Origin of the sequence: Leucobacter tenebrionis (assembly GCF_019884725.1) — a bacterium.
GTDB lineage: Bacteria > Actinomycetota > Actinomycetes > Actinomycetales > Microbacteriaceae > Leucobacter > Leucobacter tenebrionis.
On record NZ_CP082322.1, the window covers coordinates 2,795,772 to 2,809,559 of the forward strand.

14 protein-coding genes are annotated in these 13,788 nt (G+C 70.3%); 8 read left to right on the forward strand and 6 right to left on the reverse strand.

The genetic code is table 11. The annotated features are described in order from the left end of the window. Positions 1 to 160 precede the first annotated feature (160 nt). The 3 genes from KVY00_RS12850 (at position 161) to KVY00_RS12860 (ending at position 1,581) form a co-directional block, all read left to right on the forward strand. Entirely contained in the window at positions 161 to 673 is a 513-nt protein-coding gene (locus KVY00_RS12850) for an amino-acid N-acetyltransferase (protein ID WP_223043274.1), read from the forward strand. A gap of 27 nt (positions 674 to 700) precedes the next feature. After that, complete coding sequence (locus KVY00_RS12855; protein ID WP_223043275.1) at positions 701 to 1,321, forward strand: hypothetical protein; 621 nt, start codon at positions 701 to 703, stop codon at positions 1,319 to 1,321. Between the two features lie 71 nt (positions 1,322 to 1,392). After that, complete coding sequence (locus tag KVY00_RS12860) at positions 1,393 to 1,581, forward strand: hypothetical protein (RefSeq protein ID WP_223043276.1); 189 nt, start codon at positions 1,393 to 1,395, stop codon at positions 1,579 to 1,581. Positions 1,582 to 1,589: 8 nt separating this feature from the next. On the opposite strand, the gene KVY00_RS12865 is transcribed toward KVY00_RS12860, so the two are convergent. Next, entirely contained in the window at positions 1,590 to 3,146 is a 1,557-nt protein-coding gene (locus KVY00_RS12865; RefSeq protein WP_223043277.1) for a PucR family transcriptional regulator, read from the reverse strand. Positions 3,147 to 3,229: 83 nt separating this feature from the next. Between KVY00_RS12865 and KVY00_RS12870 the strand changes: the two genes are divergently transcribed. The 5 genes from KVY00_RS12870 (at position 3,230) to KVY00_RS12890 (ending at position 8,572) form a co-directional block, all read left to right on the forward strand. Further along, positions 3,230 to 4,492, forward strand: a complete 1,263-nt coding sequence (locus KVY00_RS12870) for a CaiB/BaiF CoA transferase family protein (RefSeq protein ID WP_223043278.1) — start codon at positions 3,230 to 3,232, stop codon at positions 4,490 to 4,492. Positions 4,493 to 4,602: 110 nt separating this feature from the next. Then, a complete protein-coding gene (locus tag KVY00_RS12875) occupies positions 4,603 to 5,766 on the forward strand; it encodes an acyl-CoA dehydrogenase family protein (protein ID WP_223043279.1) in 1,164 nt (387 codons plus the stop codon). A gap of 150 nt (positions 5,767 to 5,916) precedes the next feature. After that, entirely contained in the window at positions 5,917 to 6,312 is a 396-nt protein-coding gene (locus KVY00_RS12880) for a GntR family transcriptional regulator (protein WP_223043280.1), read from the forward strand. After that, on the forward strand, positions 6,309 to 7,442 hold the full coding sequence (locus KVY00_RS12885; protein WP_223043281.1) for a DUF1648 domain-containing protein: 1,134 nt from the start codon (positions 6,309 to 6,311) through the stop codon (positions 7,440 to 7,442). The genes KVY00_RS12880 and KVY00_RS12885 overlap by 4 nt, the downstream gene beginning before the upstream one ends. Then, positions 7,439 to 8,572 carry a CPBP family intramembrane glutamic endopeptidase gene (locus KVY00_RS12890; protein ID WP_223043282.1) on the forward strand — a complete coding sequence of 378 codons (1,134 nt, stop codon included), beginning with the start codon at positions 7,439 to 7,441 and terminating at the stop codon, positions 8,570 to 8,572. The genes KVY00_RS12885 and KVY00_RS12890 overlap by 4 nt, the downstream gene beginning before the upstream one ends. Positions 8,573 to 8,799: 227 nt before the next feature. Here the strand turns inward: KVY00_RS12890 and KVY00_RS12895 are convergent, their stop codons facing one another. From KVY00_RS12895 to KVY00_RS12915, 5 genes are read right to left on the reverse strand one after another with little or no spacing between them, the layout of a single operon-like run. Further along, complete coding sequence (locus KVY00_RS12895) at positions 8,800 to 9,381, reverse strand: TetR/AcrR family transcriptional regulator (protein WP_223043283.1); 582 nt, start codon at positions 9,379 to 9,381, stop codon at positions 8,800 to 8,802. Positions 9,382 to 9,390: 9 nt separating this feature from the next. Further along, positions 9,391 to 9,891, reverse strand: coding sequence for a cupin domain-containing protein (locus KVY00_RS12900; RefSeq protein WP_223043284.1), 501 nt, complete (start codon positions 9,889 to 9,891; stop codon positions 9,391 to 9,393). Next, positions 9,888 to 10,802 (reverse strand): ABC transporter permease, encoded by a 915-nt coding sequence (locus tag KVY00_RS12905; protein ID WP_223043285.1) that lies wholly within the window; start codon positions 10,800 to 10,802, stop codon positions 9,888 to 9,890. The genes KVY00_RS12900 and KVY00_RS12905 overlap by 4 nt, the downstream gene beginning before the upstream one ends. Then, entirely contained in the window at positions 10,799 to 12,040 is a 1,242-nt protein-coding gene (locus tag KVY00_RS12910) for an ABC transporter permease (RefSeq protein WP_223043286.1), read from the reverse strand. The genes KVY00_RS12905 and KVY00_RS12910 overlap by 4 nt, the downstream gene beginning before the upstream one ends. Beyond that, the gene (locus tag KVY00_RS12915) at positions 12,037 to 13,632 is read right to left on the reverse strand and encodes an ABC transporter ATP-binding protein (protein ID WP_255572640.1); all 1,596 of its coding nucleotides are present in this window, start codon (positions 13,630 to 13,632) and stop codon (positions 12,037 to 12,039) included. Before KVY00_RS12915 ends, KVY00_RS12910 begins: the two co-directional genes overlap by 4 nt. Positions 13,633 to 13,788 lie beyond the last annotated feature (156 nt).

Here is a 13,788-nt window from a genome sequence, read left to right on the forward strand (position 1 = left end):
CCGAGCAGCCGGGCGGCCGGGCAGCCGACGGGCCCTTCGCTCAGGCAGGAGATCGTGTTTCAGGCGGGTGTATTCGGCGAGAACACCCGAATGGGCCGCGATCTCCGGTGCGAAGAGCGGTGTCGCGGCTGCCCAGTCGGGCCCGCACTAAGCTGGAGGGATGACCGCAGAGATCCTCATCCGCAGCGCACGCACCGACGACGTGCCCCGCATGGCCGAGCTGATGGAGCCGCTCGTCGCGCGACGAATCCTGCTGGGAAAGGATCTGGTCGATCTGTACGCCGCGGTTCCGGAGTTCCTGGTGGCGACCGATGCCGAAGACCGGGTGATCGGCTACGGGGCGGTGCACGTCATGTGGGAGCGGCTGGGTGAGGTGCGCACGCTCGGTGTCTCCCAGGACTGGCTGGGACGCGGGGTCGGTCACCGTCTGCTCGAGGCGCTCGAGGTGCGCGCGCGCGACCTGGGCCTGGCCCAGTTGTTCTGCCTGACCTTCGAGACCGACTTCTTCGGGCGTCACGGGTTCGAAGAGGTGAGCGAGAACGCCGAGCTGGTCGCGGCCGACGTCTACGCCGAGCTGCTGCGCTCGAACGACGAGGGCGTGGCCGAGTTCCTCGATCTCGCCCGCGTGAAGCCGAACACGCTCGGCAACACGCGCATGCTGAAGCGGCTGTAGCGGCGCGTTCGCGGTTACGCTGTCGCTATGTCGACGCTGCGTGATCCTGTGGGGCCGAAGGACCGGAAGGTCTACATCCGCCGCCGGATCCTCGTGCTCGCCGCTCTGCTCGCGGTGGTCGCCGTCGTGGTGCTCGTGTTCGTGAAGCCGGGCTCGAACAGCGATATCCAGAACGCTCGCGAGGTCGAGGTGCCGAGCGATCTGGCCGAGGAGGAGGCCGATTCGGCCGGCGAGGACGGGGAGCCGGCCGCTTGCAACCCGGGGCAGCTGCAGGTCACTCCGATGACGGATAAGGGCGACTACGCCGAGGGTGAGCTGCCCCAGCTCTCGCTCTCCGTCGAGAACACGGGCCAGGAAGCCTGCTCGGCCGACCTCGGCACCGCGACGATGGAGTTCACCGTGTCGAGCGGAGACGACCAGGTCTGGCGCTCGGTCGATTGCCAGGAGGACGGCGACCACCGGGCAGTGATCCTCGACCCCGGTAAGCCGCTCGAGACCGAGGCCCTCGAGTGGGATCGCACCCGATCCAGCCCGGAGACCTGCGACATCACCCGCGATCCCGTGGCCGCCGGGGGAGCCTCGTACCACCTGCGCGTCACGGCGGCGGGCGTCGACGGTTCGGGTACCGCGCAGTTCCTGCTGTACTGAGCACTGCCCGCGCTTCTCACGATTCGGTGAAAGGAGTTCCCGGACTCCCCGAATCGGAGGTACAGTGAGGCATGGACAAGAAAAAGGCATCAGAGTCCGGCATTCGCGTGGAGATCGTGCAGGGCACCGACGAAGCCGTCGCGGTCGACGAGCTCATCGATGACCTGCTTCACGGCGACATCCAGGGTGCGCTGCACGCTTTGCACGAACCGCACGGCGAATCGAAGGCCGGCGGCCCCGCGGTCGAACCGAGCGTCTAGCGCGAGCGTCAGCCGCTGAGCGCCTCGAGCCCCTCCAAGCGGAGCGCGATCCAGAGCTCCGCACGGTCGTCGGCGTCCGTGAGGGAGCGGCCGGTGAGCCTTTCGATGCGCGTCACCCGGTCGCGCAGCGTGTTGCGGTGGATGCCGAGCGCCGCGGCGGCCGGTCCCCGCTGCCCGTCGGCCTCGAAGACCGCCCGCAGTGTGTCGCGCAGCAGGGCGCGGTCGGGGTCGCCGAGGGCCTCCGAGTGCAGCGAGAGCGGCCCGAGCACGCGCGCGCTGAGCATGGGACGGACGCGGCGAGCGGCATCGGACCGAGCGTTCTCGCCGGAGCCGGCGGACGGTGCGGTGGGCGGTGCGGGATCCGCCGCCCCCAGCGACAGCAGTGCCTCGATCAGCGGGGTGTCGCGATCCGCCCACACGGCCTGAGGCACGCGCGGCGCCGCGTAGAGCGGCGCGGTCGTTGAGAGCGAGCGCAGGCGGGCCTCTGCGGATCGCCGACTGAGCGGGATCTCCCCGATCTCGGCGGGGCGACCCACGACGGCGTCGAGGTCGTGGGCCGCGGCCACCTCGAGGGATTGCTCGAGTGCACCCTCGGAATCGGTGCACAGCTGCCATGCGAGGGCGAGCCCCGGCACGGCGGCGCGTTCCGGGGCGGGAGCGATGAGCCGGTCGAGACCGCTGCGCCTGCGCCTGCGCCACGCGGCGACGTCCTCGGCGCGGCCCTGCACCGCGATCGCGCGAACCCGCCGGGGCAGCTCGAGCGAGGGGGCGAGGATCGCCACGGCCTCGGATGAGCCCCGCCCGTCGAGCAGCGCCGCCGTGAGGCGCTCCCAGCGCTCCCGCTCGCGCGTCTCCTCGGCGCGGTCGCCGCGCAGGCTCAGGGCGAGCACCATCGACCCGGCAGTGATCACGGCGTGCCCCTCGGGGCTGAGCGGTGCGTCACCGGCGACGGCGAGGTGCAGCGCGGACTCCTGGTCGAGGGCGATGCGTTCGGCGCCGCCCGCCTCGTGCGCCGCCGCGAAGCCCGCGGTGCCTGCGAGTACCGCGCCGTCCGAGGCGACGAGCGCGAGGTGGCGTCCCGTCGCCTGGGCCACGCTGGCGAGCACTTCCGCCGGATCCTGCCCGCCTCTCGCCCCGTCGAGCAGCCGCTGCTGCGCCTGGAGCGCCCCGCGCGCGGCCCGCAGCTCGTCGGCGCGGATGAGCGCCGCGATGGCCTTGCTCACCGCGATGAACGGCACGGGCAGCGGGATCTCGAAGAGCGCGACGCGGTAGGCGCTCGCCGCGGCGATGAGCGGTTGCGGCACGCGATCGTGGTTGACGCCGATGCCGAAGCCGATCGCTGCGACGCGGGCTCGGCTGAGGCTCGCCACGAAGTCTCGCCATCGTGCATCGTCGGAGGCGAGGGCGAGCCCGGTGGTCATGATGATCTCGCCGCCGTCGATGTAGCTGCTGAGGTCGAGCAGCTCGGTGATCGAGCTCCAGCTGATCTCGGGGTCGCCGGCTCCCGCTTGGATGAGCCGCAGCCCGAGGTCCGGGAGCGCGAGCAGGTCTGAGAGCTGAGCCATGGGGTGATTCTTGCACAAGAGAAGGCTGCCCGCCTATGCAAGGTTGCATTCGAGTGCGGGCATCGCATCCATAGACTGAAGGTGTGAATGACGACGCGCGCAGGGAGCCGAATCGCAGCGAGACCGCCTCGAGCGGTGATGAGGGGCAGGAGAGGGCCGGATCCGCGTCCCCTCTGGGCGCACTCTCCGGGATCCGCGTCGCCGACTTCTCCCGCGTGCTCGCCGGCCCGCACGCCACGATGATCCTCGCCGATCTCGGTGCCGACGTCATCAAGATCGAGAGCCCCGAGGGCGACGGCACCCGCGAGTGGCGTCCGCCGGTCAATGCCGTCGGGCAGAGCACCTACTTCGCCGGTGTCAACCGGGGCAAGCGCTCGGTCGTGTGCGACCTGCGCGACGCCGATGGGCTCGCCCGCGCCGCCGAGCTCGCGCGAACCGCCGACGTGGTCATCGAGAACTTCAAGCCGGGCACCATGGAGAAATTCGGGCTCGGCTACGAGGCCATCGCCGCCGACAACCCCGGTGTCATCTACTGCTCGATCTCCGGCTTCGGCGACACCGCGGGGCGGGATCTGCCCGGGTACGACCTGCTGGTGCAGGCCGTCGGCGGTCTCATGAGCATCACCGGCCAGAGCGACGAGGCAGGCGGAGAGCCCACGAAGGTGGGCGTCGCCCTCGTCGACATCCTCACTGGGCTCAACTCGGTCATCGGCATCCAGGCGGCGCTGCGCGCGCGTGACGGCGGGGCGGGCCGGCCCGGCAGCGGCCGCGGACAGCACGTCAAGGTGACGCTGCTCGGGTCGCTGCTATCGGCGCTCGCCAATCAGGCGTCGTCGACGCTCGAGACCGGGGTGTCGCCCGGGCGCATGGGCAACGCCCACCCCTCGATCTCGCCGTACGAGACGCTGGAGGCCTCCGATCAGGCCATCGCCCTCGCGGTCGGCACCGACGGTCAGTTCAAGCGCCTCTGCGAGGTGCTCGGTGTTCCGGAACTCGCTGCCGATCCCCGTTTCGCAAGCAACCCCGACCGTGTGGCCCATCGCGCCGAACTCCGCGCAGCGCTCGAGGGGCCGCTGCGCACGCGACCCGCGGCCGAGTGGATCGACGCCTTCACCGCGGCGAACATCCCCGCCGGTCGCGTGAACAGCATCGCCCAGGCGTTCGAGCTCGCGCAGTCGCTCGGGCTCGACCCGGTAGCCGAGACCCCCGCCACGGGCCCCGACGGTGCCCGGCACGTGCTGCGATCCGTCGCCACACCCATCAGCCTCTCGGAGACGCCCGCCCGCTACGAGGCGCCGCCGCCCGGCGTGGGCGAGCACCAGGACGCCGCCTGGCTGCCGCGCTAGCGGCGATCCTGCCCGATCCGAGTCCGTCATTCTGCCGAGCCGCAGAGACCAGTTCACCAGAGACATCCTGCGATTCGCTCACGCGGGATGACGCGCCGAAAGGAACACCCATGACCACCACCATCGACCAGCTGTTCGACGTCTCCGACTTCGTCACCGAGGAGGAGCGCGACTGGCAGCTCCGCGCGCGCGAGTTCGCGCAGACGAGGATCCGGCCGATCATCGATCAGGCGTTCGAGGATCGCCGCCTGCCCGTCGAGCTGCTGCCCGAGGTGGGCGAGTTCGGTGCCTTCGGCATGTACATGAACGGCTACGGGCTGAAGGGCGCCTCGTCGGTCGCCTACGGTCTCGTCGCGATGGAGTTCGAGGCCGTCGACTCCGGCTTCCGCACCGCGCTCTCGGTTCAGGGTTCGCTCGCCATGGGCGCCATCTACAAGTTCGGCTCGGAGGAGCAGAAGCAGCAGTGGCTCCCCGCGATGGGGCGCGGCGAGGCGATCGGCTTCTTCGGGCTCACCGAGCCGCAGGGCGGATCGGATCCTAACACCATGATCACCACGGCGCGCCGCGAGGGCGACGAGTGGGTGCTCAACGGCAAGAAGCGCTGGATCGGCCTCGCCACCATCGCGCAGGTCGGCGTGATCTGGGCGAAGGACGAGGAGGGGATCGTACGCGGCTTCGTCGTGCCGACCGACACCCCCGGCTTCAAGGCCACCGCGATCGAGAACAAGCTCTCGATGCGGGCGTCGCTGCAGACCGAGATCGAGTTGACCGACGTGCGCCTGCCCGCGGATGCGATCCTGCCCGGCTCGAAGGGGCTCTCCTCGCCATTCAAGTGCCTCAATGAGGCCCGCTACGGCATCGTCTGGGGCGTGATGGGTGCAGCCCGGTCCTGCCTCGAGGTGGCCGTGTCCCGTTCGCAGGAGCGCGAGGTGTTCGGCTCGCCGATCGGCGGCAAGCAGATCATCCAGGCCAAGCTGGCCGACATGTTCGTCGAGTACGAGAAGGGGCTGCTGCTCGCGCTGCACCTCGGCCGCCTGAAGGACGCGGGCAACCTGTCGTACGGTCAGATCTCGGTGGGCAAGCTCAACAACGTGCGCGAGGCCATCAAGATCGCGGGCACGGCGCGCGCGATCCTCGGCGGCGACGGCATCACCAGTGACTTCCCCGTCATGCGTCACATGGCCAACCTCGAGTCGGTGCGCACCTACGAGGGCACCGACGAGGTGCACCAGCTGGTGATCGGCCGCGAGCTGACGGGTATCGCCGCGTTCTGAGGGGCGCCTCGCCCGACGGGGTGAACGCGGAGTCCCGATGTGTTGCTTCCGCCTCCGGTGAAGCGGCACATCGGGACTCCGTGTTTCGAGGAGGGTAGGAGAAACGACGGGTGTCGCGCTAATAGTTCTACTTCGGGTAGAGTTATCGGCATGCTGATCCGGATCGACGAGGCCAGCGAGCGGCCCATCTACGCGCAGATAGCCGACTCTGTGAGATCGGACGTGGCGAGCGGGAAGATCGGGCCCGGCGCGGCCCTGCCTCCGGCGAGGGAGGTCGCGACCGGACTCGGAATCAACGTGCACACGGTGCTGCGCGCCTACCAGCAGCTGCGCGACGAGGGGCTGATCGACCTGAGGCGCCGACGCGGAGCCGTTGTCACTGCCGCTTCGGCGGGGCTCGCCGAGTTGCGCGACGATGTTCGCGCGCTGGTCTCCCGCGCGGCGGAGCTGGGGATCAGCCCCGCTCTGCTCGCGGCGGTGGTCGCCGAGACGCCGACCGAGCCGCCCCCGCCGCTCGAGATCGTGTCTGACGGGGCAGCCGCGTGAACCGGCACCTGCGCGCCGTCGAAGCCGCGGACCAGGATTCGGGATCGGGCGGAGCGCTCTCCGCCCAGCAGACACGGGCGCTGCGGCGGGCGAAGCGCCTGGCGCGGTTCATCGGTCTGATCCTGCCGCTGTTCCTCACCGTCGTGGGCGCGATCATCATGCTGGTGTGGTTGCCGCGGATGCCCGATCCCGCTGCCATCCACTGGAACGGGGCGGGGGAGCCCGACGGCTTCGACTCGCCCTGGGTGAATCTCGTGGTACTCACCGCGGTGAGCCTGGTGCTGACCGCTCTGTACTTCATGCAGGGGGTGCAGTCGCTGCAGGCGAGGATGAAGCAGGAAGCCGCCCCGCGGTGGTCGTCGATGAACCGGCTGCTGCCCGCGATCGTGCTGGGCACGGTGACGCTCAACCAGGTGATGGCCGTCGGCACGAGCGCTTCGCAGCTCGACGCGGTCGACGCCCGCGAGACGGGGCCGATCCTGGGGGTGCTCATCGGCAGCTTCGTCGCGGGCATCGCGGTCGCGGTGCTGGCGTTCTTCGCGCAGCCGAAGCTGCGGATCGACGCGCCCTCCGGCGAGCCGCAGCCCGCGCTCGAGCTCGGCGAGACCGAGCGCGCCGTCTGGATCCGCGAGGTGGGGCTGGGGCGCAAGAACCCGATCGGCTGGGTGACGATCGCGACGCTGGTGCCGCTCGCGGCGCTCACCGCGTGGACCTTCACCGTCGATTCGGTGGCCGGGTGGATCACCCTCGCGTGCACGCTGCTCGTGCTGGTCGCGCTTGCGACCTGCCTGCGGTTCCGCGTGCGCATCGACTCCGCCGGCCTCGAGGTGCGCTCGGTGCTGGGCTGGCCCGTGTTCCGGGTGGCCGCCGACGACGTGCGGAGCGTGACGGTGGCGCAGATCGAGCCGTTCGCAGAGTACGGCGGGTGGGGATGGCGGATCACGCCCGACCGCACCGGAGTGGTGATGCGTCGCGGCGAGGGCATCGTCGTCACGCGACGCAGCGGCCGGATCTTCGGGGTGACGGTCGACGATGCCGAGAGCGGGGCCGCCGTGCTGGCGGCGGTGACCCGGGCGCGGGCTGCAGAAGGGTCCGCGCAGCCTCACGGAGACGAGGGAGAGAACGTATGAGCGATCTGCAGAACCCCGGCGGCGCGGCTGAACCCGCCGTTCCGGGTGGCCCCGGCGGCGAGGCTGCCGCTCCGGTCCTCGGCGGCCAGGCTGCTACTCCGGGCCTCGGTGGCCAGGCCGCAGCCGATCCCGCGGCACCCGCTGATCCCGCCGCACCCGTCGGTCCCGCGGCACCCGTCGGCCGCGCCGACAGGCTCGACCGCGTGCCGTGGGGCGCTGTGGCGCTCTTCGTCGTGCTCGCCATGGGTCTCGCATGGCTCGCCGCGCTACCGCTCTGGCTCATCGACCGGGAGAGCGCGGCGGCGCAGCTCGTGGCCTCCCTCACTCCCTGGGGTGTGATGGTCACCCCCGCGATCGCCGCAGTGGTGACGATGTTCGTCACCCGCACGCCGCGGCGTGAGCGCCTGCGCTTTCTCGGCATGTGGCCGCTGCGCCCCGCGAAGCGGGTCGTCTGGATGACGGTGGCGGCGCTCTTCGCGCCGCTGCTCGTCTTCGCGCTCGCGACTGCGGTCGCCGCGCTGTTCGGCTGGGTGCGCCTCGACCTCGTGCACTTCTCGGGGTTCGTCGAGGCGCAGGAGGCCGCGCTGCCGCCCGGCGTCGACCCGGGCATCCTGCTCCCGCCCGGCGTGCTCATCGCGATCCAACTCGCGCTGTTCCCGATCCTCGCCGTGATCCCGAACTCCATCCTCGGTTTCGGCGAGGAACTCGGCTGGCGCGGTTGGCTGCTGCCTGCGCTGCGGCCGCTCGGGATCTGGCCGTCCCTGCTGCTGAGCGGCGCGATCTGGGGCGTGTGGCACGCTCCGCTGACTCTGCTCGGCCACAACTACGGACTGTTCGACTGGCGCGGCGTCGCCCTTATGACCGTCAACTGCATGATCTGGGGTGTGGTGTTCGGATGGCTGCGCCTGCGCTCGGGGTCGGTGTGGCCGGCCGCCATCGGGCACGGCGCATTCAACGGCACGGGCGGCATGATCCTGTGGGTCATCGCTGCGGGGGAGCTCGAGACGTTGAACATGGCTCTCGCGAGCGTCGCCGGTGTCGCCGGGTGGATCGTGTTCGCCGTCATCATCGCGGTGCTCGCCCTCACCGGCCAGCTGAGGCGCGAACCGGAGCTGGCTCCGCGACGATAGCGAGAGCTCGGTTTCGCCCGGCAACCGGTTTCGCCCGGTAGCCGGTGCCGCCCCGTGGCCGATACCGCCCGACAGTCGCCGTTGTAGACCTCCCGCACCGTTGTATATCTCTCGCGCGGTGCGGGAGGTCTGCAACGGTGCGGGAGGTCTACAGCGGCGGGTGCACACAGAGGGCATCGCCGGGCGAACATCGCCGACCGAGCACCGGCGCACCCGCAGACTCAGCGCTAGGGGCGCTCGGGAAGCCACCAGTCGGGGCCGATCACCATGACCGACCGCAGCACCTCGTCACGATCCGAGGAGCCGCTCAGCAGCCACGCCTTGATCGCACCGACGAGGCCGTGGGCGAAGAACCGGGAGACGATCGAGCGATCCACGTCGGGCAGCGGCGGGTCGAGCCGGGCGCGGGTCTCGAGGTACTGCGTAATGGTCTCGGTGAAGTGATCGGCGAGCAGGTTCGGCACAGTGCCGTCCTGCGGGGAGTGGACCGACAACTCGTACAGGCTGCGATGCCGGTCGATATGGTCGAGCACCTCGTTCACGCTGTCGCGGAAGAACTCGATCGGATCCCCCTCGTGAGAGCCGTGCCCGTCGATGAAGCGCTTGCGCGTCTCATCGAGGTCGAGGGTGAGCGCGGCGCCGAGGGCCTCCGCGGGGGTGGTGAAGTGCTTGTAGAAGGTGACGCGGTTGATGCCGGCCTCTGCCGCGAGTTCGGAGACGGTGATGCTGGGAACGGCCTTCTCCGTCGCGAGATCGATGATGGCGCGATTCAGCGCGGCCCTGGTGCGGACGATTCTCGCGTCGGTCATACGACTACCTTAGCCCGCCGACCCCGAAGAAGTGTCTGAAACGACCCGTGTCAATTGTGAAATGCGTTCGGCCGCCTCGGGGTAGCGCTGCTGCAGTTCACGGCGTTCGCCGAGCTCGAAACCCTCCCAGGAGAACGGGGGCGCCATGGTGGTGCCGACGAGCGACCACGCGCCGAGAGACGAGGATCCCTGCATCACGCCGGGTGGCACGACCACCTGTGGCAGCTGGCCGGCATCGGGGTCGGGGCCGAGCAGGCGCTCCTCGGATCGACCGTCGGGGTGTAGCAGCAGCAAGCGCAGCGGGGATCCCGCGTACCAGTGATAGACCTCGACAGAATCGAGGGAGTGGAGCGCCGAGAAATCGGGGTCGGCGAGCAGATAGTAGATCGCGCTGGAGTGCTCGTCGAGGTGCATGCGGCGGAAGAGCCCGCCCTCGTGCTCGAGCGGCTCGAGGCCGAGCCGCTCGACCCAGCGCGCGGCCTCGGGCGGCAGCGAAGGCCCTCCGCTCACGCGAGCGCCGCTTCCCGGGTCTTGCGGAACCGCTTGCTCATGAGCACGAGCACGAGCAGCGTGACCACGTAGGGCCCGGCGTCGGTGAGCTGCTGGGGCAGCCCGAACGACTGCAGGCGGAACCCGATCGCGTCGGCGAAGCCGAACAGCAGCGCCGCACCGAGCACGCCGACGGGGTGCGCACGGGCGAGCATCACCGCGACGACGGCGATCCAGCCGCGCCCGGCCGACATGTTCTCGGTGAACTGCACCACGTTGCCGAGCGCGAGCTGCGCCCCGCCGAGGCCGGCGAGCGCGCCCGAGGCGATCACCGCTCCCAGTTGGTACCGCTGCGGGTTGACGCCCATGGTCGCGGCCGCGAGCGGGCGCTCGCCCACACCGCGCAGTCGCAGCCCGAGGGGCGTGCGGAACAGCATGACCCACAGCGCGGGTACGAGCAGCAGAGCCAGATATCCGAGCGGGGTGAGGGAGAACAGCGAGCCGATCACGGGGATGTCGGCCAGGATCGGGATGCGCCAGGTCGGGATGCCGTCGATCCCGGGATCCTGGAACACGCCCTGCACGTCGAAGATGGCGACGAGCAGGAAGCTCGTCATGCCCACGGCGAGGATGTTCATGGCGATCGCCAGCACGATGGGATCGCCCTTGCGGTAGACCGATCCGTAGCCCAGGATGAGCGAGAACAGTGCGCCGGCGAGCATCGCGACGATCACGCCCACGATCCAGTTGTGGGCGAAGAACGAGGCCGCGACGCCGCAGAACGCGCCGACGAGGATCATGCCCTCGAGGCCGATGTTGAAGATGCCGACGCGCTCGGCGAGCATCCCGCCGAGGGCCGCGAGCAGGATCGGGATCAGGGATCGGAGCACCGAGGAGACGAGATCCTGATCAAACAGGTCGAGGAAATTCATCGCGCCGACTCCTTCTCGTCTGCGGGGGTGCCGGCGTCTGCCGAGTCGGCGGTGCCGGTGAGTGCCGGCTGCGGTTCGCCCGGTTGCGGGAGGGGCGGGGGAGCGCCGGTCGCGGCTTCGGACTCCGGGGCGCGCCCGCGGCGGCGGAAGCGCGGGAGCGCCACGCGGAACGCGAGCAGGATGATGACGAGCGCCTGGATGACGGCCGCGATCTGCGGCGAGAGGCCGAGTTCTCGGCCCATCGCATCGCTGCCCACCATGATCGCCGCGAAGAAGGTGCCGGCGATCAGGATCCCCACGGGGCGGTAGAGGGCGAGCAGCGTGACGAGCAGGGCAGTCCAGGCGTAGTTGGTCTGCACGAAGTAGCCCTCGATGAGGCGGGTGTTGGGGGCGCCGATCACGAGCATCAGCCCGAAGAGGCCGGCGAGGCCGCCGGAGAGCGTCATGGTGCGCAGCACGAGGGGGCCGGGGTTGACGCCGCCGTAGCGCACGAACTCGGCGTTCTGGCCGCTCAGGCCCGACTCGAAGCCGTAGCGGGTGCGGCGGTTCATGAAGATCGTCGCGATGACCACGAGGATCAGCACGATCAGCGACCAGTTGACGCCCGTCAGCACGGCGGTGACGGGATTCGTCGCGCCGAGGCTGTTGCGCAGGGTCTCGGCGAAGCCGGAATCGCGCGGCACGATCATCGAGAGCTGCACCTCGGGCCGCACCTGCTCGCTGGCGACCAGGTCGGAGCTCGATTCATCGAGCCGGAACCGGATGAGCCACGACGAGAAGTAGCGGGCGGGGTAGTTGAGCAGCAGCGTGGAGAGCAGGATCGGCACGCCGAGCAGATTCTGCAGCACTCCCGCGATGAGGCCCCATGCGGCGCCGACCGCCACCGCCGCGACCACCGCGAGCAGCAGCACGAGCGGCCCCGGGCCGGGCACGTAGATCGCGACGATGCCGCCGGCGAGAGCGCCGAGGCCGGCCTGGCCCTCGGTGCCGAGGTTCAGCACGCCGGCGCGGAAGGCGATGGCGATGGCGATGCCGATGCCGACGATGGGGACGGCGCGCTGCAGCGTGTTCGCGAGCCCCGCCCCGGTGCCGAACGACCCCTGCAGCATCGCGGTGTAGCCGCTGAGCGGATCGACGCCCGCGATGAGCATGAAGCAGGCTCCGATGAGGAAGGCCAGCACGATCGAGATCGGGATCGGGCCGGCCAGCCAGCGGCCGAATCTCTGCAGAGCGCTCACAGTGCGGCTCCCTTCCCATCGGTCGCGGAACCGGCCGCGGCGGCGAATGCGGCGGCGAACGAGCCCGGTCGGTGCCGTTGCTCGGGTTCGTGGCCCGCCATGTAGAGGCCGAGCAGCGCGTCGTCGGCCTCCGCCTTCGGCACCTCCGCCACGATCCTGCCCTCGAACATCACCAGGATGCGCGACGAGAGCGACATGATCTCGCTGAGCTCGGCGGAGATGAGCAGCAGCGCGCCGCCGCGGTCGCGATACTCGCAGAGCTCGCGGTGGATCGCCTCGATGGCGCCGATGTCGACGCCGCGTGTGGGCTGCTCGGCGATGAGCAGCGGCGAGCCGTAGTCGAGCTCTCGTGCGACGACGACCTTCTGCAGGTTGCCGCCGGAGAGCGTGCCCACGGGCGTGGACGGCCCGGCGATCTTCACGCCGAATCGAGCGATGAGCCGCTTGGCGTGCTCGAGCATCGCGCCGCGGGAGAGCAGACCGCGCTGCAGCAGGGGCGCTTTGCGATGGTGGCCCAGGGCGAGATTGTCGATGGCGTCGGCGGTGCCCGCGCTGCCGACCGCGTGACGATCCTCGGGGATGTAGGCGATGCCGCCGTCGCGCCGCTGGGCGATCGTCGCGCGGCTCAGATCCTCGCCCGCGACCGAGACCGTGCCCGAGGTCGCCTGCCGCATGCCGATGATCGCCTCCGCGAGCTCGACCTGACCGTTGCCCGCGACGCCGGCGATGCCGACGATCTCGCCCGAGCGCACGAACAGCTCGGCCTCAGAGACGGCGTCCCGTTCGCCGGCGCCGGGAACGGTGAGGCCGCGCACGTCGAGCACCACCTCTCCCGGATCCTGCGCGGGAGGCGGTGTGGTGAGATCGACATCGCGGCCCGTCATGTGCCGGGTGATCTCAGCCGGCGAGCTCTCCGCCGTGACCAGCTGGGCGACGTTTCGGCCGTCGCGCAGCACCGTGACCCGGTCGGAGATCGCCATGACCTCGTTCAGCTTGTGCGTGATGATGATGATCGTGCGGCCATCGGCTTTGAGGGCGCGCAGCACGTCGAAGAGGCGCTCGGTCTCCTGCGGGGTGAGCACGGCGGTGGGCTCATCGAGGATCAGCACGCGCGCCTCGCGGTACAGCGCCTTCACGATCTCGACGCGCTGCAGCACACCGACGGGCACGGAGTCGACGCGGGCGTTCGGATCGATCGAGAGGCCGTAGCGCTCGGCGATCTCGGCGACCTGCCTGCCGGCCTCCTGGCGATCGATGAGGCCGCGCTTCGTGGGCTCCGCGCGGAACACGACGTTCTCGGCGATGGTGAGCGAGGGGAAGAGCTTGAACGACTGGAAGACCATGCCGATCCCCGCGTCGATCGCGTCGAGCGGGGAGGAGAGGGAGCGGCGCTCGCCGCGGATGAAGATCTCGCCCTCGTCGGGCTGGTAGACGCCGGCGAGCATCGACATCAGGATCGACTTGCCGGCGCCGTTCTCACCCATCAGCGCATGGATCTCGCCGGTCTCGACCTCGAAGTCGACGTTGTCATCGGCGAGCACGCCGGGAAAGCGCTTGGTGATGCCGCGCATCGAGACCTCGGCGACCATCATCGCTCCTTCGGGTTGCTGCTGGGTGAGGGGTGGGGATCCTGCGACTCGCTTCGCTCGCGCAGGATCACGGAGGGGGGTGCGTCGGCCAGGACGGCAGGGGGCGGGCCGAGCAGAACCCCGGAGGGGGCGCGTCGCGCAGGATGACGGCTCAGACCG

Excerpts from the sequence above, each read along its gene's own strand:
- KVY00_RS12860 (WP_223043276.1), top strand. The coding sequence starts at position 1,393 with ATGGACAAGAAAAAGGCATCAGAGTCCGGCATTCGCGTGGAGATCGTG.
- KVY00_RS12915 (WP_255572640.1), bottom strand. The coding sequence starts at position 13,632 with ATGATGGTCGCCGAGGTCTCGATGCGCGGCATCACCAAGCGCTTTCCC.
- KVY00_RS12895 (WP_223043283.1), bottom strand. The coding sequence starts at position 9,381 with ATGACCGACGCGAGAATCGTCCGCACCAGGGCCGCGCTGAATCGCGCC.
- KVY00_RS12865 (WP_223043277.1), bottom strand. The coding sequence starts at position 3,146 with ATGGCTCAGCTCTCAGACCTGCTCGCGCTCCCGGACCTCGGGCTGCGG.
- KVY00_RS12880 (WP_223043280.1), top strand. The coding sequence starts at position 5,917 with ATGCTGATCCGGATCGACGAGGCCAGCGAGCGGCCCATCTACGCGCAG.
- KVY00_RS12875 (WP_223043279.1), top strand. The coding sequence starts at position 4,603 with ATGACCACCACCATCGACCAGCTGTTCGACGTCTCCGACTTCGTCACC.
- KVY00_RS12855 (WP_223043275.1), top strand. The coding sequence starts at position 701 with ATGTCGACGCTGCGTGATCCTGTGGGGCCGAAGGACCGGAAGGTCTAC.
- KVY00_RS12890 (WP_223043282.1), top strand. The coding sequence starts at position 7,439 with ATGAGCGATCTGCAGAACCCCGGCGGCGCGGCTGAACCCGCCGTTCCG.
- KVY00_RS12850 (WP_223043274.1), top strand. The coding sequence starts at position 161 with ATGACCGCAGAGATCCTCATCCGCAGCGCACGCACCGACGACGTGCCC.
- KVY00_RS12905 (WP_223043285.1), bottom strand. The coding sequence starts at position 10,802 with ATGAATTTCCTCGACCTGTTTGATCAGGATCTCGTCTCCTCGGTGCTC.